This is a genomic window from Synechococcus sp. RedBA-s, from assembly GCF_024345495.1.
GTDB lineage: Bacteria > Cyanobacteriota > Cyanobacteriia > PCC-6307 > Cyanobiaceae > Regnicoccus_A.
On record NZ_JAGQBF010000021.1, the window covers coordinates 1 to 21,912 of the forward strand.

General features: G+C 68.3%; 22 protein-coding genes and 1 pseudogene. 18 read left to right on the plus strand and 5 right to left on the minus strand.

Going from position 1 to position 21,912, the window contains the following annotated elements:
• From KBY67_RS09835 to KBY67_RS09845, 3 genes and pseudogenes are all read left to right on the plus strand, one after another.
• Nucleotides 1-155 (plus strand): annotated as a pseudogene (locus KBY67_RS09835) (photosystem II D2 protein (photosystem q(a) protein)); the annotation flags it as partial.
• Nucleotides 156-162: 7 nt separating this feature from the next.
• A complete protein-coding gene (psbC, locus tag KBY67_RS09840; RefSeq protein ID WP_255110853.1) occupies nt 163-1,527 on the plus strand; it encodes a photosystem II reaction center protein CP43 in 1,365 nt (454 codons plus the stop codon).
• A 189-nt stretch (nt 1,528-1,716) separates the two neighbouring features.
• Entirely contained in the window at nt 1,717-2,553 is an 837-nt protein-coding gene (locus KBY67_RS09845; RefSeq protein WP_255110854.1) for a YcgJ family protein, read from the plus strand.
• A 7-nt stretch (nt 2,554-2,560) separates the two neighbouring features.
• Here the strand turns inward: KBY67_RS09845 and KBY67_RS09850 are convergent, their stop codons facing one another.
• Entirely contained in the window at nt 2,561-3,169 is a 609-nt protein-coding gene (locus KBY67_RS09850; protein ID WP_255110855.1) for a nucleoside triphosphate pyrophosphatase, read from the minus strand.
• 110 nt (nt 3,170-3,279) lie between these two features.
• Here KBY67_RS09850 and KBY67_RS09855 point away from each other — a divergent pair, with 110 nt between their 5' ends.
• From KBY67_RS09855 to KBY67_RS09865, 3 genes are read left to right on the plus strand one after another with little or no spacing between them, the layout of a single operon-like run.
• The gene (locus tag KBY67_RS09855; protein ID WP_255110856.1) at nt 3,280-3,675 is read left to right on the plus strand and encodes an Npun_F0494 family protein; all 396 of its coding nucleotides are present in this window, start codon (nt 3,280-3,282) and stop codon (nt 3,673-3,675) included.
• A gap of 8 nt (nt 3,676-3,683) precedes the next feature.
• The gene (locus KBY67_RS09860; protein WP_255110857.1) at nt 3,684-5,192 is read left to right on the plus strand and encodes a cobyric acid synthase; all 1,509 of its coding nucleotides are present in this window, start codon (nt 3,684-3,686) and stop codon (nt 5,190-5,192) included.
• Nucleotides 5,189-5,440 (plus strand): 2Fe-2S iron-sulfur cluster-binding protein, encoded by a 252-nt coding sequence (locus tag KBY67_RS09865; RefSeq protein ID WP_255110858.1) that lies wholly within the window; start codon nt 5,189-5,191, stop codon nt 5,438-5,440. Before KBY67_RS09860 ends, KBY67_RS09865 begins: the two co-directional genes overlap by 4 nt.
• Before the next feature lie 7 nt (nt 5,441-5,447).
• Here KBY67_RS09865 and mnmA read toward each other — a convergent pair whose 3' ends face one another.
• A complete protein-coding gene (gene mnmA, locus KBY67_RS09870; RefSeq protein WP_255110903.1) occupies nt 5,448-6,638 on the minus strand; it encodes a tRNA 2-thiouridine(34) synthase MnmA in 1,191 nt (396 codons plus the stop codon).
• A gap of 144 nt (nt 6,639-6,782) precedes the next feature.
• Between mnmA and KBY67_RS09875 the strand changes: the two genes are divergently transcribed.
• Nucleotides 6,783-8,354: an NAD(P)H-hydrate dehydratase gene (locus KBY67_RS09875; protein WP_255110859.1), complete on the plus strand. Its 1,572-nt coding sequence runs from the start codon at nt 6,783-6,785 to the stop codon at nt 8,352-8,354.
• Nucleotides 8,355-8,459: 105 nt separating this feature from the next.
• Nucleotides 8,460-9,392: a sigma-70 family RNA polymerase sigma factor gene (locus KBY67_RS09880; RefSeq protein WP_255110860.1), complete on the plus strand. Its 933-nt coding sequence runs from the start codon at nt 8,460-8,462 to the stop codon at nt 9,390-9,392.
• Nucleotides 9,393-9,401: 9 nt separating this feature from the next.
• On the opposite strand, the gene pdhA is transcribed toward KBY67_RS09880, so the two are convergent.
• Entirely contained in the window at nt 9,402-10,499 is a 1,098-nt protein-coding gene (gene pdhA / locus KBY67_RS09885; protein WP_255110861.1) for a pyruvate dehydrogenase (acetyl-transferring) E1 component subunit alpha, read from the minus strand.
• Between the two features lie 125 nt (nt 10,500-10,624).
• On the opposite strand from pdhA, the gene KBY67_RS09890 reads away from it, so the two are divergent.
• From KBY67_RS09890 to KBY67_RS09910, 5 genes are all read left to right on the plus strand, one after another.
• Nucleotides 10,625-12,526, plus strand: a complete 1,902-nt coding sequence (locus KBY67_RS09890) for an ARC6/PARC6 family protein (RefSeq protein WP_255110862.1) — start codon at nt 10,625-10,627, stop codon at nt 12,524-12,526.
• A 92-nt stretch (nt 12,527-12,618) separates the two neighbouring features.
• A complete protein-coding gene (gene ffh, locus KBY67_RS09895; protein WP_255110863.1) occupies nt 12,619-14,103 on the plus strand; it encodes a signal recognition particle protein in 1,485 nt (494 codons plus the stop codon).
• A gap of 96 nt (nt 14,104-14,199) precedes the next feature.
• On the plus strand, nt 14,200-14,625 hold the full coding sequence (rpsP, locus tag KBY67_RS09900) for a 30S ribosomal protein S16 (RefSeq protein WP_255110864.1): 426 nt from the start codon (nt 14,200-14,202) through the stop codon (nt 14,623-14,625).
• Between the two features lie 11 nt (nt 14,626-14,636).
• Nucleotides 14,637-15,626, plus strand: coding sequence for a PhoH family protein (locus tag KBY67_RS09905; RefSeq protein ID WP_255110865.1), 990 nt, complete (start codon nt 14,637-14,639; stop codon nt 15,624-15,626).
• 65 nt (nt 15,627-15,691) lie between these two features.
• Nucleotides 15,692-16,420, plus strand: coding sequence for a Bax inhibitor-1 family protein (locus KBY67_RS09910; protein ID WP_255110866.1), 729 nt, complete (start codon nt 15,692-15,694; stop codon nt 16,418-16,420).
• Between the two features lie 51 nt (nt 16,421-16,471).
• Here the strand turns inward: KBY67_RS09910 and KBY67_RS09915 are convergent, their stop codons facing one another.
• Nucleotides 16,472-16,999: a hypothetical protein gene (locus KBY67_RS09915; RefSeq protein WP_255110867.1), complete on the minus strand. Its 528-nt coding sequence runs from the start codon at nt 16,997-16,999 to the stop codon at nt 16,472-16,474.
• A 31-nt stretch (nt 17,000-17,030) separates the two neighbouring features.
• Here KBY67_RS09915 and era point away from each other — a divergent pair, with 31 nt between their 5' ends.
• From era to larB, 5 genes are all read left to right on the plus strand, one after another.
• A complete protein-coding gene (era, locus tag KBY67_RS09920; RefSeq protein ID WP_255110868.1) occupies nt 17,031-18,062 on the plus strand; it encodes a GTPase Era in 1,032 nt (343 codons plus the stop codon).
• A 62-nt stretch (nt 18,063-18,124) separates the two neighbouring features.
• Complete coding sequence (locus KBY67_RS09925) at nt 18,125-18,613, plus strand: phycobiliprotein lyase (protein ID WP_255110869.1); 489 nt, start codon at nt 18,125-18,127, stop codon at nt 18,611-18,613.
• Nucleotides 18,610-19,827 carry a tRNA (guanosine(37)-N1)-methyltransferase TrmD gene (trmD, locus tag KBY67_RS09930; RefSeq protein ID WP_255110904.1) on the plus strand — a complete coding sequence of 406 codons (1,218 nt, stop codon included), beginning with the start codon at nt 18,610-18,612 and terminating at the stop codon, nt 19,825-19,827. Before KBY67_RS09925 ends, trmD begins: the two co-directional genes overlap by 4 nt.
• 16 nt (nt 19,828-19,843) lie before the next feature.
• On the plus strand, nt 19,844-20,251 hold the full coding sequence (locus tag KBY67_RS09935; RefSeq protein ID WP_255110905.1) for a TIGR03792 family protein: 408 nt from the start codon (nt 19,844-19,846) through the stop codon (nt 20,249-20,251).
• On the plus strand, nt 20,248-20,979 hold the full coding sequence (gene larB, locus KBY67_RS09940; protein WP_255110870.1) for a nickel pincer cofactor biosynthesis protein LarB: 732 nt from the start codon (nt 20,248-20,250) through the stop codon (nt 20,977-20,979). Before KBY67_RS09935 ends, larB begins: the two co-directional genes overlap by 4 nt.
• Here larB and KBY67_RS09945 read toward each other — a convergent pair.
• Nucleotides 20,930-21,868 carry a DUF1517 domain-containing protein gene (locus KBY67_RS09945; protein ID WP_255110871.1) on the minus strand — a complete coding sequence of 313 codons (939 nt, stop codon included), beginning with the start codon at nt 21,866-21,868 and terminating at the stop codon, nt 20,930-20,932. The two genes, larB and KBY67_RS09945, sit on opposite strands and share 50 nt — an antisense overlap.
• Nucleotides 21,869-21,912 lie beyond the last annotated feature (44 nt).

The following is a 21,912-nucleotide window of genomic DNA, read 5'->3' on the forward strand; positions in this document are numbered from 1 at the left end:
AGATCCGCGCCGCTGAGGACCCTGAATTCGAGACCTTCTACACGAAGAACATTCTTCTCAATGAAGGTCTGCGTGCCTGGATGGCACCGGCCGACCAGCCGCATGAAAACTTCGTCTTCCCTGAAGAGGTCCTGCCCCGTGGAAACGCCCTTTAATTCATCCATGGTGGCTGTCGGGGGCAAAGACCTCGACTCCACCGGTTATGCCTGGTGGGCCGGTAACGCCCGCCTGATCAACCTCTCCGGCCGTCTGCTGGGCGCCCACGTGGCCCACGCCGGTCTGATGGTCTTCTGGGCCGGAGCGATGATGCTGTTCGAAGTGAGCCACTTCAGCTTCGACAAGCCCATGTATGAGCAGGGTCTGATCCTGTTCCCGCACGTGGCCACCCTCGGCTACGGCGTCGGCCCCGGCGGTGAGGTCACCAGCCTCTACCCGTTCTTCGTGGTCGGTGTGCTGCACCTGATCAGCTCAGCTGTTCTTGGTCTCGGCGGCCTCTATCACGCCCTGCGTGGTCCTGAAATTCTGGAGAACTACTCCTCGTTCTTCTCCCAGGACTGGCGCGACAAGAACCAGATGACCAACATCATCGGCTACCACCTCATCCTTCTGGGTGTGGGTTGCCTGCTGCTGGTGTTCAAGGCGATGTTCTTCGGCGGTGTCTATGACACCTGGGCGCCAGGTGGCGGTGATGTGCGCATCATCACCAACCCCACACTCAGCCCCGGCGTCATCTTCGGCTACCTCACCGCGGCACCCTTCGGTGGCGAGGGCTGGATCATCGGGGTGAACTCGATGGAAGACATCATCGGCGGTCACATCTGGCTCGGCCTGATCTGCATCTTCGGTGGCATCTGGCACGTGATCACCAAGCCCTTCGGCTGGGTGCGTCGTGCCTTCATCTGGAATGGTGAGGCTTACCTGAGCTACAGCCTCGGCGCCCTGAGCTTCATGAGCTTCATCGCCTCGGCCTTCATCTGGTTCAACAACACCGCCTACCCCTCCGAGTTCTACGGCCCCACCAACGCCGAGTCCTCCCAGGCCCAGAGCTTCACCTTCCTGGTGCGTGACCAGCGCCTCGGCGCCAACATCGGTTCCGCCATGGGCCCCACTGGCCTAGGCAAGTACCTGATGCGCTCCCCCACCGGCGAGATCATTTTCGGTGGTGAAACCATGCGCTTCTGGGACTTCCGTGGTCCCTGGCTGGAGCCCCTGCGTGGCCCCAACGGCCTCAGCCTCGACAAGCTCCAGAACGACATTCAGCCCTGGCAAGTGCGCCGCGCGGCTGAATACATGACCCACGCTCCCAATGCCTCCCTCAACTCCGTGGGCGGCATCATCACCGAGCCCAATTCGGTGAACTTCGTGAACGTGCGTCAGTGGCTTTCTGCCACCCAGTTCGTGCTCGCCTTCTTCTTCCTGGTGGGTCACCTCTGGCACGCCGGTCGCGCCCGCGCCGCCGCCGCCGGTTTCGAGAAGGGCATCGACCGTCAGGCCGAGCCCACCCTGGCCATGCCCGATCTCGACTGACCCGTTCGCAGAACCTGATCGCTTTGAGACGTCTCCAACCCCCGCGAATGCGGGGGTTTTTTCATGGTCGAAAGACCTTGTCATCCCTCAGCGCAACGGTGAAGGATTCTGGATGCATCCGCTGCATCCACCCTGCCTACGTTGAAGACGGTTGAACATGCTGTCCCACTGAGCTCACTGAGCCACGCCATGACTGCCACACACACGTTCCTTCATCACCAGCGCCGCTCGGCGGCATGGCTGGCCGCAATGGCGCTGTGCATGCCGGCAGTCGCTTTGCCGATACCAGCACTGGCCCAGTCCCGCTCCCTTGACTTTCCCAGCAGCGGAGTGATCTGCGACCGGACGGTTCGCATCTGCTACGACAGCAACGGGGTGTCCTTGCCACTGACCCGTCGCTATTTCGACCGGCGCGCCGAGCAGAACTTGCAGCGCCAGTTCTCCGGACGACAGATCCCCAGGGAATTTCAACTCAGTGGTGGGGAGGTCTGCGATCTCCGGCGCCAGATCTGCTGGGATGACGGCTGGAAGAAAACCAACGTGAGCACTCGCTTGAGTCGTCAGTTGTTCGGCAGCGACTGGAAAGCAGGGAATCAGTGGGGGAACAACAACTGGAAGCAGAACGAGCAGGCGAGCGTTTGCCAACTCTCCCAGCGCGGGCGACGACTCTTCAACGGCAACTGCAGTCTCAGGCGGCGAAACACAGCGAATGGGACGGCCTATTCCGTAGAGTTTCAGGATGGACAGAAGTTTGCCTTCTACAACCGGCAGGGAGAACTCGTACTTCGTGACGGTACAAGAATATGGCCTGTGCGTTACACCAGGAGTGGCAATGAAGTGGTATTCAATTGGGCCGACCTGCAGCTAGCCGCCGGAGCGGGCAATCAGCAGACAGATCAGCAGGGCTATCCGCAACAGGATTATCCACAGCAGGGATATCCCCAGGACTACCCTCAGAATTATCCTCCCACGCAGAATCCAACCGGCCAGGTCCTGCAGGATCTGTTCAACAACCTGTTCCGCTGATGCAGATTCAGCCCGACAACCAACGGCGCAACAGGGGCAGACTCAACCCGATCACATTGCTGAAGCAACCCTCGATCTGCTCCACCAGTAACCCGCCGCGGCCCTCCAACGCGAACCCGCCCGCACAGTTGAGCGGCTCTCCGCTGGCCACGTAGGCGGCGATCTCCGCCTCGCTGAGATCCGCGAACCTGACGCGGGTCGTGACCGTGGCCACCAGGAGATCGGACGGGAAGTGGCCTGGCTCCCCGAGGGTGTCCCCCACGGGCAGCAGGCAGTGGCCGGTGTGCAGTTCCCCCCATGAGCCGGCCATGCGCCGCCAGCGACTGGTGGCTTCCTCGGCATCACGGGGCTTGCCGAAAACGGCCCCGTCGAGCACAAACAGGGAGTCGCAGCCAAGCACGCCACACACATCCTCGCCCTCCGGCAAGACCAGCTCATGCCCCACCGCCTCGGCTTTGGCCCGTGCCAACGCCTGCACCAGCTGGAGTGGATCTGGATCCCGCCAGGCCTCCTCATCGACGCCGCTCACCTGCACCCGGTGGGGGATGCCCGCCTGCTCCAGCAACCGGCGTCGTGCCGGCGAGGCAGAGGCCAGCACCAGTGGGGCTTGCGACATGGACCCTGACCTCCTGGCCTTGGCAAGACCACAACGATCCTCCTCCCCCGCAGGGAGACCCAGCCGTTTCGTCCCCACCAGAGAGCGCACTGATCCAGGAGAATCGGCACATGCATGGCCCGACCCCAGGCTCCCCCACCAGCACCCTCAACGATCCCCGCTCGCTGGAGCGGGCGGCCAGTGCCCTGCGTTGCCTCCCCTTCCGGCGGGCCTTCTATGGGCTGCTCAGCGGCGAGGCGATCAGCAGCGAGGAGCTGCACCGACGTGTCGACCGGGAGCAGTTCAGCTTCGCTCCCCTGAGCAGCGACCGGGCTGAAGACCACTTCATCTGGCTGATCCGGGTGGGGGTGCTGCGCCGGGAGGTGGATGGCCAGGGACTGACCGAGCGGGTGCGGCTGACGCCGATGGGCCGGGAGCTGCTGGAGCGCTGGAGCGGGGAGATCCCAAGGGCTTCCCTGCTGGAGCGGATCCGCCATGGGCTGCGCCGCCGCTGGCCGCGCCTGTGAAGCCGCTGATGGTGCTGGGAACCAGCAGCGGCGCGGGCAAGTCGCTGATGGCAGCAGCCCTCTGTCGGGTGCTGCTGCGGCGCGGCGAGACGCCCCTGCCCTTCAAGGGTCAGAACATGAGCCTCAACGCCTGGGTGGATGGCTCTGGCGGCGAGATGGCCTACAGCCAGGCCCTCCAGGCCTGGGCGGCGGGCCTGGAGCCGGCGGTGGCGATGAATCCCGTGCTGCTCAAACCCCAGGGCGACAGCACCAGCGAGGTGATTCACCTGGGGCGCTCCGTGGGGGTGTGCCGCGCCGAGCACTACTACCGCGACTGGTTCCGTCCGGGCTGGGCAGCGATCCGCCAGGGCCTGAGCGATCTGCAGACCAGCCATCCAGGTGGGCGGCTGGTGCTGGAGGGGGCCGGCAGCCCAGTGGAGGTGAACCTGCAGTCGCGGGATCTCACCAACCTGCGCCTGGCCCAGTTCCTGCGGGCCCGTTGCCTGCTGGTGGCCGACATCGAGCGGGGGGGAGTCTTCGCGCAGATCGTGGGCACCCTGGCCCTGCTGCGGCCGGTGGAGCGGCCGTTGATCCGCGGCATCCTGATCAACCGCTTCCGCGGGCGCCGGGAGCTCTTCGACGAGGGCCGCAGCTGGCTGGAGCGCCACACCGGCCTGCCGGTGCTGGGGGTGATGCCCTGGCTCGATGAACTCTTTCCCCCGGAGGATTCCCTCGACCTGCTGGAGCGCAAGGCGCGTAAAGCCGACGCCGAACTGGAGATCGCGGTGCTGCGCCTGCCCTCGATCAGCAATTTCTCCGATCTCGATCCCCTCGAAGCCGAACCCAGTGTTCGGCTTCGCTGGGTGCGCCCCGGGGAGCCCCTCGGCAGCCCCGATGCCGTGATCATCCCCGGGAGCAAGCAGACCCTGCGGGATCTGCAGGCCCTGCGTGTCAGCGGACTGGGCGAGGAGCTACGGCGGCATCTGGCTGGCGGCGGCCATCTCTTCGGCCTCTGCGGCGGCCTGCAGATGCTGGGCCAGAGCCTGCTGGATCCCCACGGTCTTGAAGGCAGTCTTGAAGGCAGCCTTGAAGGAGGCGGCGCCAGCGGCGAGCACGCCGGGCTGGGGCTGCTGCCCCTCCTCACCCACTACGACCACGACAAGGCCACCCAGCAGGTGAGTGCCCCGGCCCTCTGGCCACCGGGCAGCAGCCTGGCCCTGGAGGGCTTCGAGTTGCACCGGGGCCGGAGCACCTGCCTGGAGCCGCAGCAGTGCCTGCCCATCGCCCAGCTCCCTGGTCTGGGCTGGTGGATGGCCGGGCCCAAGGGCGCCGTGGTGGCCGGCACCTACCTGCACGGGGTGTTCGACTCGGGTCCCTGGCGGCGGCGCTGGCTGAACCAGTTGCGCCACCGCCGCGGCCTCAACCCCCTGGGGGAGCAGCAACCGCACCACAGCCAGCAGCGGGAAGCCCTGCTCGATCGCCTCGCCGAGGCCTTCGAGGCCCACGTCAACCTCGCCCCGCTGCTGGAGCGGCCATGAAGCGCGCTGCCACGCCGGTGATGGTGCACTGGCCCAATGGCCGCAGCACCCCGGTGCCCCCAGGCAGCGACTGGCTTCAGGCCGCCGCCGCCGCCGGCCAGGCGATCCCCACCGGCTGCCTCGGGGGTAGCTGCGGCGCCTGCGAGATCGAAGTGAACGGCCGGGTGGTGCGGGCCTGCATCGCCACGGTGCCCGCTGCCCGCAGCGGCGACCTGCGGGTGGAGCTGGCCAGCGATCCCTACTGGTGAGCGGCCCCTAGGGCTGAGCCGGATCAGACGGGTGGGCCTGGATCAGGCCGCCGCCCAGCACCACGTCGCCTGCATAGAACACCGCCGCCTGACCCGGGGTGATCGAGAACTGCTCCTCGTGGAAGCTCAGCCGGGCGCGATGGGGGCGGCCTGCGGCTGCATCGGCAGCCGTGGGCTCCAGGGGCAGCAGCTGGGCAGCCACCGGCGCGCTGCGGTAACGCACCTGAACCTCCAGCTCCAGGGGGCCAGTGGGCGGTGGAATCGAAATCCAGTTGATCGCACCCACCACGCAACCGCTGCGGGCCGCCTCGGTGCGGGGGGCCACCACCACCCGGTTCATCGCCCCATCGAGGCGCACCACGTGCAGGGGTTCGCTCCAGGCCACCCCAAGGCCCTTGCGCTGGCCGATGGTGAAATGCTCGATACCGTCGTGCTCCCCCACCAGCGTTCCGTCGACCAGCACGATCTGTCCCTGACGGGGCGGCAGGTAGGCATCGAGGAAGGCCTTCATCGAGCCGTGGTGATCGGCCAGGCAGAGGTCCTGGCTCTCGGGTTTCCGGGCGGTGCGCAGGCCGAGGGCTTCAGCTTCCAGCCGGGTGTCGGGCTTGGTGAGTTCACCGAGGGGGAACACCAACCGCGCCAGCACCGCCTGGGGCAGGTCGTAGAGGAAATAGCTCTGGTCCTTGTGGGCATCGAGGCCCCGCAGCAGCTGGTGACGGCCGGCGGCTGCGCTGGAGCCAGCGGCGTCAGCCAGGCGCACCCGGGCGTAGTGGCCGGTGGCGATGCGGCCGATCCCCAGTTCGGACTCGGCCCACTCCAGCATCGGCGTGAATTTCACCTCCCGATTGCAGCGGGAACAGGGCAGGGGAGTCACGCCCCCCTCGTAGCCCTGCACGAGGAACTCCACGATCTGCTCGCGAAAGCGCTCGCGGCTGTCAACCACATGGTGGGGCACCCCCAACTGTTCACAGAGGCCGGCGGCATCCACCAGCCCCTCGGCGCAACAGGCTCCCTTGCCACTCATCAACCAGAGGGTGAGACCCTCCACCTGCCAGCCGGCGGCCACCAGCAGCGCAGCGGTGAGTGAACTGTCAACCCCACCGGAGAGGCCCACGGCCACCCGATGCTCTCCGGGCCAGGCACGCAGGCGCTCCAGCGCCGCCGCCCCCGCAGCGGTGACGGGGCTGGCGAGGGAGATGGGAGCAGAGCTGGGAACTGGGGCGGTGGTGGTCAAAACCGGAGGCCTCCGGGGCGCAGGAGGAACGAAACAGAGCGTTGTTCCCATCATGGGACCGGGACCCCAGCGGCGGGCCCCGCCTGCCTCACCCGCACCGGAGCCCCCTTGAGCAGCAGCGACACGATCCACTGGCCCCGCCGGGATGCCGCCCACCTGCTGGTGCGCGCGGAGCAGATGGCCCAGCTGGAGCAGCAGCTGTTCGCCAGCGGGCTGCCGGTGGAAGCCCTGATGGAGAAGGCCGCCCTGGCCATCAGTGGGCGCCTGCTGAATGAGCCCGAACCCCTGCGCCGAGGGGTACTGGTGCTGGTGGGACCCGGCCACAACGGCGGGGATGCCCTGGTGGTGGCCCGGGAACTGCACCTGGCAGGGGTGCTGGTACGGCTCTGGAGCCCCTTCGAGCGCCACAAACCGCTCACTGAGGCCCACTTACGCCATGCCCACTGGCTGGGGATCGAGCGCCTGGGCACCAGCCCCGATCCGGCCGAGGCCGCCCTCTGGATCGATGGGCTCTTCGGCATCGGCCAGCAGCGACGGCCTGGCACCGCGATCGAAGCCCTGCTGGCCGAGCGGGCTCGCCTGAGGCCCAATCAGCTGGTGGCCATCGACACGCCCACGGGCCTGTGCGCCGACAGCGGCCGGCTGCTGGGGAGCTGCGCCGCCCGCGCCCGCAGCACCTACTGCCTGGGTCTGCTCAAGCAGGGACTGGTGCAGGACGAAGCCCTGGCCTGGGTGGGGGACCTGGTGCGGCTGGACCTGGGGCTGCCGCCGGCCCTGCTGGGGCAACTGCCGCTGGATCAACCCCTTGGCCTGGGTCGCCTGGATCAGCTGAGCGCTCCAGCCCTGGAGCCTGCGCCCCATGCCGCCAAATACGGCCGCGGCCGCCTGCTGGTGGTGAGCGGCAGTGCCGCCTATCCGGGCGCCGCCCTGCTCAGCCTGCTGGGGGCCAGTGCCAGTGGCTGCGGCAGCCTGCGGGCGGCGGTGCCGCGCCCCGTGGCCCGGCAGCTCTGGAGCCTGCTGCCCCATGTGGTGCTGGGGCCAGCTCCGGGGGAAACAGGCGCCCTTGATCGCCTTGATGCCGTGCTGGTCGGCCCGGGACTGGGGCTTGCTGCCGCCCTCGCCGCTGGGCCCGGCGGCCCACCGCTCTGGCAGGCCCTGCAGACCTTCACGGGCCTGGTGGTGATCGATGCCGATGGCCTCAACCAACTGGCCGCCGGCGTGGCCGGCGAGGCGATGACCTGGCTGCAGGGGAGGCAGGGTCCCACCTGGCTGACGCCCCACGGCGGTGAATTCGCCCGCCTGTTCCCCGATCTGGCCGGCGAACCGCCCCTGGAGGCCGCCGCCCGTGCCGCCACCCGCAGTGGCGCCGCCCTGGTGCTCAAGGGCGCCCGCAGCGTGATTGCCGCCCCCGACGGCAGACGCTGGCAGCTGCTGGAGGCGGCGCCGGAAGCGGCCCGGGCCGGCGCCGGCGATGTGCTGGCCGGATACGTGGCCGGACGGGGGGCACTGGCTGTGGCGGCCGGGATCGCAGCTGGGGAGGCCTCCACCCTGGCGGCCGCTGCCCTGGCCCACGCCCAGGCGGGGCTGACGGCCCGGGAGCGACTGGGGCCGGGTCAGGTCACACCCCAGGCCCTGGCCGCAACTCTGGGCCAGCGCTGTTCAGATGGGGCCAATTCTTAGGGCCTTAAGTGTGTCGTTTTACTCGCACAACCTTGAAAGGTTGTTGAAATAACATCCCCATCTTCTCCATTCATCGGACATTGATCAAACCTTCCGGACCTGTTCATGACAGCCTCCACCCTTCAGCCCCGCGAACAGCGGCGGCGGGGGAGCGATCCCATCAGCTGGTATCTGGGCACGATCGGGCGGGTGCCTCTGCTCACGCCTGCAGAGGAGATTGAACTGGGCAATCAGGTGCAGTCGATGATGCAGCTGATGGAATCGGGCCTGGAGGATCCCCCCAGCGTTCGCCAGAAACAACTGCTGCGCCTGGGTCGTCGCGCCAAGCAACGGATGATGAAGGCCAACCTGCGTTTGGTGGTCAGCGTTGCCAAGAAGTACCAGGGCAGGGGGCTGGAGCTGCTGGATCTGATCCAGGAGGGCTCGCTGGGCCTGGAGCGGGCCGTGGAAAAGTTCGATCCCACCCGAGGCTACAAGTTCTCCACCTATGCCTTCTGGTGGATCCGCCAGAGCATGACCCGCGCGATCGCCTGCCAGTCGCGCACGATCCGTCTGCCTGTGCATCTGAGCGAGCGCCTCAGCGCCGTGCGTCGCGTCAGCCTGGAGCTGGCCCACAAGCTCGGGGCCATGCCCAGTCGCAGCGAGATCGCCGAAGCCATGGCGATCCCGATCCAGGAACTCGACGGACTGCTGCGCCAGTCGTTGACCACCTCCAGCCTCGATGCTCCAGTGAACGGAGAGGAGGGACGCAGTTTCCTCGGGGATCTGATCGCCGACACCAGCCACGAGGAGCCCCTCGACCTGGTGGAGCGAGGGATGCACCACGAGCAGCTGGAGCGCTGGCTCAGCTACCTCACCGAGCAGGAACGACAGGTGCTTGACCTGCGCTTCGGCCTCAACGGGCACGAACGCCTCACCCTCGCGGAGATCGGCCGCCTGCTGGAGGTATCGCGCGAGCGGGTGAGGCAGGTGGAACTCAAAGCCCTGGGCAAGCTGCGGAGCCTCACGAGCCGGCTGCCCAGCCAGCTCTCAGTCTGAGCCTCGGGCTCAGTCTTCGGCCCAGATGTAGCGGGTGAGCTCGCTGGGATCTGGTTCCGGTGCCCCGAGAGCGAACGTCACCGCGTCGGCCACCTCAGCATCAATCTCCTTCTCGATCGCCTTGAGCTCCTCGTTGCTGGCCAGGTCGTGGCTGGTGAGATGGGCGGCCAGGGCCTTGATCGGATCCCGCTTAGCCCAGAACTCCTTCTCCACTTCGCTGCGCAGCTCATCGGGGTCGGCGAGGGAATGGCCACGGAAGCGGTAGGTGAGGCATTCCAGCAGGGTGGGACCCTCACCGGCCCGGGCACGGTCCACCGCCCGCTGGGCCGCGGCGCGCACCGCCAGGACATCCATGCCGTCCACCTCTTCGCCCGCCATGCCGAAGGCGGCGGCCTTGCGCCAGATCTCCGGATCACTGGTGGCGCGATCGTGGGACATGCCGATTGCCCATTTGTTGTTCTCGACGACAAACAGAATCGGCAACTTCCACAGCGCCGCCATGTTCAGGCATTCAAAGAACTGGCCGTTGTTGCAGGTTCCATCGCCGAAAAAGGCGGCGGTGACGGCATCGCTGTCGGCCTCACCGAGGGCATCACGCTTGTAGCGGCTGGTGAAGGCGGCGCCGAGGGCCACCGGAATTCCCTCGCCGATGAAGGCATAGCCGCCGAGGAGATGGTGCTCCTTGGAAAACAGGTGCATGGAGCCGCCGCGGCCCTTGCTGCAGCCGGTGGCCTTGCCGAACAGCTCGCTCATCACCTCGCGGGCGGGCACGCCGGCACTGAGGGCATGCACGTGGTCGCGGTAGGTGCTGCAGAACCAGTCGTGCTGGGTGCGCATGGCCTTGATCACCCCGGTGGAGACGGCCTCCTGACCGTTGTAGAGGTGAACGAAGCCAAACATCTTGCCCCGGTAGTACATCTCGGCGCACTTGTCCTCGAAGCGCCGCCCCAGGGTCATGTCGCGGTAGAGGGTGAAGCCCTCATCCCGGCTCACCGTGGCGAGGCCCGCCGGGTAGAGCGCCGCCAGGCGTTCGGCGTGGCTGCCGGCTGCTGCTGCTTCAGCCCCGTCGGCGGCGGAATGGAGCGTGGCGGCGATCTCCTGAGTCATGGCAAGGGGAGTCGAGGCTGATGCGACTGACTGTAGGGGGAGAGCCGGGCCGGAAAGGTCAAAACCGATGCCGCTGCCTACACTCGCTCTAATGCCCTCGATCCAGGGCCCGTGAGCTGAAGGGGTTGGAACTGCCGATCGACCACTTCCGTCTGCTGGGCGTGAGCCCGGCGACCGACGCCCATACCGTGTTGCGCACCCTTCAGCACCGCCTGGAGAAGGTGCCGGATCAGGGCTTCACCCTTGAGGCGATCCGGGCTCGGGCCGATCTGCTGGAGGCCAGCGCCGACGTGCTCTCCGACTCCCAGCGCCGCCAGGCCTACGAAGCTCAGCTGATGGAGATCGAGCAGGGGGGCGAAGGGCTGGCGGCCGGCCTGGATGTGGCGCCATCGAAGGATCTCGGTGGGTTGCTGCTGCTGCTGGAGGCGGGCATGCCCCAGGAGACCTTTGAAGCCACCATGGCCTGCCTGCAGCCACCCCAGGCCCCAGCCCTTGGCAGCGGCCGCGAAGCTGACCTCTGCCTGCTGGCGGCCCTGGCCAGCCGCGCCGCCGCCGCAGAGCTGCAGGGCCAGCGCCATTACGAGGGAGCCGCCCAGCTCCTACAGCAAGCCATCCAGCAACTGCAACGGATGGGCCGGATGCCCGAGCAGCGGCTGCAGCTGAGCAACGACCTGCGTGAGCTGCTGCCCTTCCGGGTGCTGGGGCTGGTCAGTCGGCCGCTCACCGCCACCCAGGAACGCGCCGAAGGTCTGGAGCTGCTGGAGGGTCTGGTGCAGCGCCGGGGTGGCCTGGAGGGGGAAGACGATCCCAGCCTCCCCCGCGACGACTTCCAGGCCTTCTTCAAGCAGATCCGCCTGTTCCTCACCGCCCAGGAACAGGTCGACCTCTTTGACCGCTGGGCCCGAGGCGGCTCGGCGGCGGCGGAGTTCCTCACCAGCTACGCCCTCACCGCCTCGGGCTTCGCCCAGCGCAAGCCTGAACGCATCGCCGCCGCCCAGAAGCGCCTGCAGGCCTCCGGCCAGCCCGGCATCCAGCCACTGCTGGCCTGCCACCACCTGCTGCTGGGTCAGATCGAGCCGGCCGTACAGCATTTCAACTCCGGTGCCGGGGCCGAGCTCAAAGCCTGGGCCGCGGAGCAAGCCATGGAACCCCTCGCCCAACTCTGCGCCTACTGCCGCGACTGGCTGGCCCGGGACGTGCTGCCCGGTTACCGGGACATCGAGGTGGATGCCGACCTCGAGGCCTACTTCGCCGACCGCGACGTGCAGGCTTTTGTCGATCAGCAGGATCGCCGCCAGGCCCGCGCTGCCGGGCCCGGGCCGGCGGTGATCGCCGGTGAGCCGGCCATCACAACCGGCGCGGCCTGGGCCATGCCCGAGCTGGAATCCCTCCCCCCAGATCCCGTCGAGCTGTTCAGCCCTTCAGCTCCAGAGCCCGCCAGCGACGCTGTGATGCGGGTGCCACGGCCCCGGGCCAGCCGGCCGCTGGCCAAGGCCGGAGTGGCTCTGGCGGCCGTGGCTGCCCTGATCGCCGGGCTCTGGCTGGTGTTGCGCCCCCGGCCGGCTGCACCGCCGCCGCCTTCTCCCGCCGTCAGCACCCGCCCGCCGCAGGCGGCACCCACCGCCGCCGCTGCTCCGCTCACCAGCGCCAGCCCCAGTCAGGCAGAGGTGCGCCTGCTGCTGGAGCGCTGGTTGGCGGCCAAGGCGGACCTCCTCGGCGGCCGCACCAGCCCGGCTGACCTCGATCAGCTGGCCCGTCCGGCCCTGGTGGCTGACCTCCGCTCCCAGGCCAGGGTCCTCAAGGCACGGGGGGAGCAGCAACAGGTGCAGGCCAGGATTGAGCAGTTCCGGTTCAGCACTCAGAGCCCACGCCGGATCGAAGCCGAGGTCCAGCTGGACTACAGCGAGGAGCTCCGCTCCGGCACCAAGGTGATCAAGCCCAGAAGCCGCGCTGTGCTGCGCAACCTCTATGTGTTTGCCCTTGATGGCGGAACCTGGAAACTCGCTGATTTCCGCAGCCGCCGCTGAGCGTTCAAGCCCTGATCGGCACAGTCCCCTGACCCTATGTCAGGGTTTGATTCAACGATCAACCCCCCAGGGGTCACCCCTTTCACACCGCCATGTTCGACGAGCTCTCCCAGCGTTTTGAGGATGCGGTCAAGAGCCTGAAGGGCCAGGACCGGATCACGGAAAGCAATGTGGAGGGCGCCCTCAAGCAGGTGCGTCGTGCCCTGCTCGAGGCCGATGTGAGCCTGGAGGTGGTCAAGGGGTTCATCGAGGAGGTGCGCACCCAGGCTGTGGGCGCCGAGGTTGTGCGCGGCGTCAGCCCCGACCAGCAATTCATCCAGCTGGTGCACCAGGCCCTGGTGGAGGTGATGGGCGGCGAGAACGCGCCGCTGGCGGTGGCCGATCAGGCCCCCACCGTGATCCTGATGGCGGGCCTTCAGGGGGCCGGCAAGACCACCGCCACCGCCAAGCTCGGTCTGCACCTCAAGGAACAGGGCAAGCGGGCGCTGATGGTGGCCGCCGATGTCTATCGGCCGGCCGCCATCGACCAGCTGCAGACCCTGGGGGCCCAGATCGGCGTGGAGGTGTTCAGCCTCGGAGCTGACGCCAGACCCGAAGACATCGCCGCCGCCGGCATCGCCAAGGCGAAGGAGGAGGGCTTCGACACGGTGCTGGTGGACACCGCCGGACGCCTCCAGATCGATGCCGCGATGATGGAGGAGATGGTGCGGATCCGCCAGGCCGCGGCACCCGATGAGGTGCTGCTGGTGGTGGATTCGATGATCGGCCAGGAGGCGGCCGAACTCACCCGCGCCTTCCACGCCCAGGTGGGCCTCACCGGCGCCGTGCTTACCAAGCTCGACGGCGACTCCCGCGGCGGGGCGGCCCTGTCGATCCGCAAGGTGAGCGGCGCCCCGATCAAGTTCATCGGCACCGGCGAAAAGGTGGAGGCGCTGCAGCCCTTCCACCCCGAGCGGATGGCCAGCCGCATCCTGGGCATGGGCGATGTGCTCACCCTGGTGGAGAAGGCTTCCAAGGAGGTGGAGCTGGCCGATGTGGCCAAGATGCAGCAGAAGCTGCAGGAAGCCTCCTTCGACTTCTCCGACTTTCTGCAGCAGATGCGCATGATCAAGCGCATGGGCTCCCTGGGGGGCCTGATGAAGCTGATCCCAGGCATGAACAAGATCGACGACGGCATGCTCAAGCAGGGGGAGGAGCAGCTGGGCAAGATCGAGGCGATGATCGGCTCGATGACCGCGGCCGAGCGGGAGCAGCCCCAGCTGCTGGCGGCCCAGCCCTCCCGGCGGCGGCGGATCGCGGCGGGCAGCGGCCACAGTCCCGCCGATGTCGACAAGGTGCTGGCCGACTTCCAGAAGATGCGCGGCTTCATGCAGCAGATGACCCGTGGCGGCATGCCTGGGATGCCCGGTATGCCGGGAATGGGCGGCGGATTTCCTGGCCTGGGTGGGGGCTTCCCCGGCATGGGCGGCGCCGGCATGCCTGGAATGCCCGGTATGCCGGCGGCCGCCGGGCGGGGCGGCGGCTCGCGCAAGGCCAGCCGTCCCCCGAAGAAGCGCAAGGGGTTCGGCCAGCTCTGATGGGTGGCAAGGTAAGGTCGTTGTTTGGCGCGTGATCTCACCGCCAGGCGGACTTTCCGCCCACCCCCTCCACCAAGTCAGCAAGGCAAGGCCACGATGATCAAGCTCCGCCTGAAGCGGTTCGGCAAGAAGCGGGAAGTGAGTTTCCGTCTGGTGGCCACCAACAGCACGTCCCGTCGGGATGGTCTGCCGCTTGAGGAGCTGGGCTTCTACAACCCGCGCACCAAGGAAACCCGCCTGGATGCCGAAGCCATCCGGGTGCGCCTGAGCCAGGGCGCCCAGCCCACCGACACGGTCCGCTCCCTGCTGGAGAAAGGCGGCCTGATCGAGAAGACCATCCGTCCTGGTGAAACCGTCGGCAAGGCCAAGCAGGCTGCCGCCCGTGAAGCCGCCGTCAAGGAAGCCGCCAAGGCCGCTGCCGCTGAATCGGCGGCCGCTGCTGAGGCCGCCGCCGCCAAAGCGGCTGAAGCCGCTGCTGCCGCCGCCGAGCCCGAAGCCGAGGCCGTCAGCGCCGGTGCCTGAGCGGACGCTCCATGGCTGGGGCTGAAACGCTTCCCTGCTTTTCGATCGACCTTCCCCACCAGGAAGGCGCCCTTGCCCTCGCCGGTGAGGCCGAAGCCACCCTGCATCGCCTTGAGGCCCTCACCGGAGCCTCCCTGGTGTTGCGGGGTCTTCAGCTGGTGATCCAGGGCAGCCCCCCCCAGCTGGAGCGGGCCTCGGCCCTGGTGGAGCTGTTGCGGCCCCTCTGGATGGAGGGTCAGGCCATCGGCGCGGTGGATCTGCAGACCGCCCTCACCGCCATCGACAGCGGCCGCAGCAACGAGCATCGCGAACTCTCCCAGCAGGTGCTGGCCCGCAGCCAGAGCGGCAAACTGCTGCGCCCGCGCACCGTGCGCCAGAAGGTCTACGTGGAGGCGATGGAACGCCACGATCTCACCCTCGCCCTGGGTCCAGCCGGCACCGGCAAGACCTTCCTGGCCACTGTTCAGGCCGTGCGCATGCTCCAGGAGCGACGGGTGGAGCGCCTGATCCTCACCCGGCCGGCGGTGGAGGCCGGCGAACGGCTGGGCTTCCTGCCCGGGGATCTGCAGCAGAAGGTCGACCCTTACCTGCGCCCGCTCTACGACGCCCTGCATGGCCTGCTGGGGGCGGAGCGCACCACGGCTCTGCTGGAGCGAGGAGTGATCGAGGTGGCACCGCTGGCCTACATGCGCGGCCGCACCCTGGCCGATGCCTTCGTGATCCTCGACGAGGCCCAGAACACCACCCCCGCCCAGATGCGCATGGTGCTCACCCGGCTGGGGGAGAACTCGCGCATGGTGGTCACCGGGGATCCCACCCAGTCGGATCTGCCCCGCGACCAGCTCAGTGGCCTGGTGGAGGCCGCCGGCGTGCTGGCGGATGTGGAGGGCGTGGCCATCTGCCACCTCACCGCCGCCGATGTGGTGCGCCACCCATTGGTGCAGCGCCTGGTTCAGGCCTACGCCCGCCGCGATGCGGCAATACCGACCAGGCAACGATAGGGAGAACCGCACACTCCCACCCCGCTGTCACTGGCAGGATGGTGGCAATCGAATTCACTGGTCCCATGCCAGCCAGCAGCAACTTCCAAGAAGCCATCCGCGAGGCCCAGCAGGGCGCGCTGATCGGCCCCAACGTGGTCAACAAGGCACTGCCCTACGTGGGTGGCGGCATGGTGCTCACCGCCGCCGGCGTGGTCGGTGGCCTCTCAATGGTCGGCACCCCGCTGTTCATGCCGCTTTTCTGGGTGGCGCTGATCGGCAACTTCATCCTCTTCTTCGTCGCCCAGAACGTGGCGATGAAGGGCAACAACGGCACGGCCCTGCCGATCCTGGCGGTCTACAGCCTGATCACCGGCTTCACCCTCAGCGGCATCGTCGCGATGGCGATCGGCACCGCCGGCATCGGCGCGATCGGCACCGCGGCCCTGGCCACCGGCATCACCTTCGTGGTGGCCTCTGTGGTGGGACGTCGCATGAGCGACTCGATCGGTCAGGCCCTCGCCGGTGTGGTGGGTCTAGGCATCCTCGGCCTGATCATCGCCATGGTGGTCCAGCTCGTGGGCGGCATCTTCATCCCCGGCTTCGGTGGAAGCGGCTTTGAGCTCCTGATCGCTGGCTTCGGCACCGTGCTGTTCGTGGGAGCCGCCTTCCTCGACTTCTACACCATGCCCCGCACCTACAACGACGACCAGTACCTGGCCGGCGCTCTGGGCATGTACCTCACCTACATCAACCTGTTCATCTTCATCCTGCGGCTGATCATCGCCCTCAACGGCGGCGGCCGTCGCGAGTGAGCGAGTGAGCGACTGAAGCGATTTCAGCCGCATCACAGCAACCGATCCGGCTCAGTCGTCAGCCACCGCCAGCACAGCTGAGCGGATGGCCTGACGCTGGGCTTCGTCGTAGCCCCAGCGATCCAGGAAGGCCACATCCTCTCCGGAGCCCTCCGCACCGGCCAGCAACAGCTCCAGACGCTGTTTCACCGCCAGTGGCTCCAGCAGACGCAGCAGTTCAGTGCACCTCCGAGCCACCCGCTCGGAGCCTGAGCGTTGACCCTCATCACCGGAGCGCTGGTGATGCAGGGCCATCGCCGTGCTCATGGCCAGGTTGCGGGCGCTGAGATCCACCACCCCATCACCGGCCTGGCGCAGGCTCAGTACCAGGCATTCCGGCAGGCGATCCATCAGCGGGGCGTCGCTGGTGAGAGACACCACAAAGAAACCGCGGGCGCCATCGAGGCTGGCCACCAGCTCCCCCACCCGATCGGCCAGCACCTCATCGCTGAGTTCGCCGTTCTGCCAGTGGCCCAGCCAGGCCGCGGCGATCTCCATGGCCTGGGGAAAACTGGGGGAGGCGTGAGTGGAAGCCGACATCTCGGACCGGTGGGCTGGCAGTGTTGAGGTTATGGACAAGCCGGGCCTGAGCGAGACCGAACCAGAGCAGACGCTGGGGGCCGAACGGCCACTGCCGTTGCCTCTGGCCCTGCCGGCGCAGGCCCCCGAGGGCTTTCGCTCCGGCTTTGTCGCCCTGATCGGTCGCCCCAATGTGGGCAAATCGACCCTTCTCAACCACCTGGTGGGCGAGAAGGTGGCAATCACCTCGCCGGTGGCCCAGACCACCCGCAACCGCCTGCGGGCGATCCTCACCACCGCCAGCGCCCAGCTGGTGCTGCTGGACACCCCCGGCATCCACAAGCCCCACCACCTGCTGGGGGAGCGCCTGGTCAAGAGCGCCCGCAGTGCCATCGGCGAAGTGGACGTGGTGCTGCTGCTGGTGGATGGCAGTGAGCCGGCGGGGCGCGGCGATGGCTTCATCGTCGAGCTGCTGCGCTTCTGCCGGGCGCCGGTGCTGGTGGCCCTCAACAAAAGTGATCTGGTGGATCCGCTGCGGGCCGCCGAGCTGGAGGCCAGCTACCGGGAGCTGCTGCTGCTCTCTGATCAGCGGGCTGATCCCGCCGATCCCGGCCAGCGGCGCAGCGACTGGCCGCTGCTGGCCTGCAGTGCCAGCACGGGCGCGGGCTGCCCTGAGCTGGTGGAGGCCCTGGCGGCGCGCCTGCCCCTGGGTCCCCATCTCTACCCGCCGGATGCGGTCAGCGATCAACCCGAGCAGCTGCTGCTGGCGGAGCTGATCCGCGAGCAGGTGCTGACGCTCACCCGCGAGGAGGTGCCCCACTCGGTGGCGGTGCAGGTGGAGCGGATCGTCGAAGACGGCAAGCGCATCGCCGTGCTGGCCACGGTGCTGGTGGAGCGCTCCAGCCAGAAGGGAATCCTGATCGGCAAGCGCGGTCAGATGCTCAAGGAGATCGGCAGCGGGGCCAGGGCCCAGATGCAGAAGGTCTTCGACGGACCGGTGTACCTGGAGTTGTTCGTCAAAGTGGTGCCCAACTGGCGGCGTAACCCGGCGCGGCTGGCGGAACTGGGCTATCGGGGCGAATGATGGCCGCCTCAGTGGCCTCATCCAGCGACTGAGAGGATGGGGGGCCAGAGTGCGCCCCCGCCGTGAACGGCTCCAGCCCCGCCTTCCCCCCCGAAGACCTGCCAGCCTTTCTCGACCTCTGCGCCGGTCAGTGGATGGTGCTGCGCAGCCGGATGGAGGCCACCATGGCCGCCAGCGGTGACGACGACGCCTGGCACAACAGCAACCGCGGCGACCTGGGGGTGAGCCTGCGCCCGGCCGCCCCCGGCCGCTCCCTCGGGGGGCTGGAGGTGACGGCACCCGATGGCCAGGCCCACCAGCTTGACTTCGAGGCCGGCGGCAGTCTGCTGGGCGCCGAGGGCAGCATCGGCCAGTGGCAGCTGTGGCCCGATGGCAGCCTGGAGCTGGTGATCAGCAGCAGTGGCCTGGAGCAGCGCGAGCGGATCTGGTTCACCAAACCGAACCTGCGCCTGCGCAGCGTGATCGTCAACGGAGCCGACGGCCAGCCGGAGCAGGCCAGCTTCTGCTCGGAGATCCGCCGCGTCAGCCGCCCGGCCCCTGCGGAGAGCTGAGGGCCATGCGGCTGGATGTGGTGAGCCTGGCTCCCGAGTCGTTTGCGCCCCTCACCAGTCTCGGGGTGATCGGGCGGGCCTTCAACGCCGGCATCGCCGAGCTGCACACCCACAACCCCCGCGATCACGCCAGCGACCGCTACCGCAAGGTCGATGACCAGCCCTACGGCGGTGGCGCCGGCATGGTGCTCAAGCCGGAGCCGGTGTTCGCGGCCTTCGAATCCATCCCCGTGTTGGAGCGTCGACGGGTGCTGCTGCTCAGCCCCCAGGGTCAGCCCCTGCGCCAGGCCGACCTGCAGCGCTGGGCCCAGCAGCACGACCAGCTGGTGCTGCTCTGCGGCCACTACGAAGGCTTCGACGAGCGCATCCGCAGCCTCGCCGATGAGGAGGTGTCGCTGGGGGATTTCGTGCTCACCGGCGGCGAGCTGGCGGCGATGGCGCTGATCAATGGCGTGGTGCGGCTGCTGCCGGGCACGGTGGGCAGCGCCGAGTCGCTGCTGGAGGAAAGCCACAGCACCCTGCTGCTGGAGCATCCCCACTACACCCGTCCGGCCGAGTTCCGGGGCCTGGCGGTGCCGCCCGTGCTGCGCAGCGGCGATCACGGCGCCATCGCCCGCTGGCGGGCCGAGCAGCAGCAGGAACGCACAAAACAGCGCCGCCCCGACCTCTACCGTCGCTGGCAGGAGCAGCAGCAGCTGTTGCAGCAGAGGCCTAGCGAGATGCGGATCGGCAACGGCTACGACATCCACCGGCTGGTGCCCGGGCGTCCCTTGATCCTGGGGGGCCTCACCCTGGAGCACCCCGCCGGCCTCGGCCTCGATGGCCACAGCGATGCCGATGTGCTCGTGCACGCCCTGATGGATGCCCTGCTGGGGGCCCTCAGCCTGGGGGACATCGGCCAGCACTTCCCCCCCGACGACGAGCGCTGGCGCGGTGCCGACAGCCTGGTGCTGCTGGAGCAGGTGGTGGCCCTGGTGCGGCAGCGGGGCTGGCGGGTGGTGAATGTGGACACGGTGGTGATCGCCGAGCGCCCGAAGCTGCGGCCCCACATCGCCGCCATGCGCGCCGCCATCGCCCAGCGCATGGGGCTCAATCCAGACCAGGTGGGCATCAAGGCCACCACCAATGAGACCCTGGGCCCCACCGGACGGGAGGAGGGGATCGCCTGCCACGCCGTGGCCCTGCTGGAGCCGTGGGGAGGCGGGGATGGGTAGGGTCTGCGCTCTGGCGGTGCTGCTGTTGACCTTGCTCCTGGGTGTGGCGCCCACCGCGGACGCCGGAGCTCATGGCGACGGCAGCCAACAACACGGGATCCAACAGCAGGTGGTGGTGGAGGTCCTGCGCCTGAAGGTGCCCGCCGCCGATCGGGAGGCCTGGCTGGAGGCGGAGCGGCAGAGCTGGGAGCCCTGGCTGCAGGCGCAGAGCGGCTTCCTTGAGCGACGGATCTACTGGGATGCCGCCAGCGACGAGGGGGTGCTACTGATCCACTGGGCCAGCCGTCGCCAGTGGCAGGGCATCGCCACCGCCGAGGTAGAGCGGGTGCAGGAGCGCTTCGATCAGCTGGCGCAGCAGGGCACCGGCCGCAGCGATCCCCATCCCTTCCCCCTGCTCTTCAGCGGTGAGCTGATCCCCCAATGAACCCCAGTGAGCCCCTGGCGCGGCTGGATCTGGGGCGACGCGAGCGGCTGGGGATGCTGGAAGCGGTCTGGGGTGAGACCAAAGATGTCGATCAGATCACGGCGATCCTCGACCGCCTGCACCAGGCCGGCGAGCTCGCCCTGGTGACGAGGGTGAGCGCCGACAAAGCCGCGGCGATCGAGGAGCGGCTGCTCTTTGAGCGGCCCAAGATCGCCGCCGGCTTTGAGCATCACCGCCAGGCCCGCGCGCTCACCAGCGGTATCCTGCCCAGCGCCGATCCAGCCCTGGGGCTGGTGCAGGTGCTCTGCGGCGGCACCAGCGACCTGCCCGTGGCCCACGAGGCCCAGCTGGCCCTGCGCTGCCATGGGGTGACCACGGAGCTGGTGGTGGACGTGGGCGTGGCCGGTCTGCACCGGCTGCTGGAGCAGCTGCCGCGGCTGCGAAGAGCCCGGGTGCTGATCGCCTGCGCCGGCATGGAAGGCGCCCTGCCCACAGTGCTGGCTGGGCTGCTCCCCCAGCCGGTGATCGGCGTTCCTGTCTCGGTGGGCTATGGGGTCAGCGCCGGCGGGGTGGCTGCTCTCAACGGAATGTTGGCCAGCTGCGCCCCGGGGCTGAGTGTGGTGAACATCGACAACGGTTACGGGGCCGCCATGGCGGCCCTGCGCATCCTGCTGGCGCTCAGAGGTGCTGCAGCAGCGGATAGGCCGTCAGCAGCTCCTCAGTGCTGAGCACCTCTCCCTTGCCCTCGGGCTGCCAGATCACCTCCAGGGCGATCAGATCACCGGCGGACACCGCACCGATCACGCCGAGCCCATCGCGCAGATCATCGGCCGTGCTGACGGTCTTGAGGGGGATGCGGCCACGGCTGGCCACCAGCAGGGTGACAGCGATGAAGTCGCTGGTGGCATCGGTGGGGCCACTGGCGGCGGCTTCATCCTGGAAGCGGCGCCCGCCCACATTGGAGGTGACCTCACTGCGCAGCTTGCTGCGTTCGGTCATCGAGAGCCGGTTGAAGGTGGATTCGGCGCTGGCGAAGGGCACCTGGCCCAGTTCGCTGTTGGCGTAGACCCAGAGGTCGGGCTGGCGCAGCAGCGACAGGCTGGTTTCCTGCAGCAGCCGTTGCAGGCCGCTGCTGCCGGTGGTGTCGGCGGTGGCGGCCAGACGGCGCAGATCATCCTGAAGTTCGCGGGCTGAGGCCAGCAGACCCACCTGCAACTGGGCGATGGTCACCGGCCCATCGGCGCGGGGGGCCGCCGCCAGGGAACCGGCGCCACTGCTCATGCCACCGCCACCGCCGCGCAGGGCGTTCACGAGGAAACCGGCGATCGCCATCATGATCAGGAAGCCGAACAGGCCGCCGCCCCCGAAGCCGAAGATGGGAATCAGGAAGGGGAAGCCGATCCCTCCGCCGTAGCCACCCCGATAACCCCCACCGCCATAGCCACCCTGGTAGCCGCCACCACCGCCGCTGTAACTGCGGGGCATGGACGGGGTCGAGCGAAAACTTCCACCACCGATACGACCACCGCGGGCGGCCCAGCTGGGGGCCGGCGAAGAGAAGAACAGCAGGCCACTGGTCAGGAGCGGCATCAGAACCAGCAGAGAAAGCCGGCGCATCCTGGCGAAAGCGATTGGGAAGGGACGAGGGGACACAGGTGTCA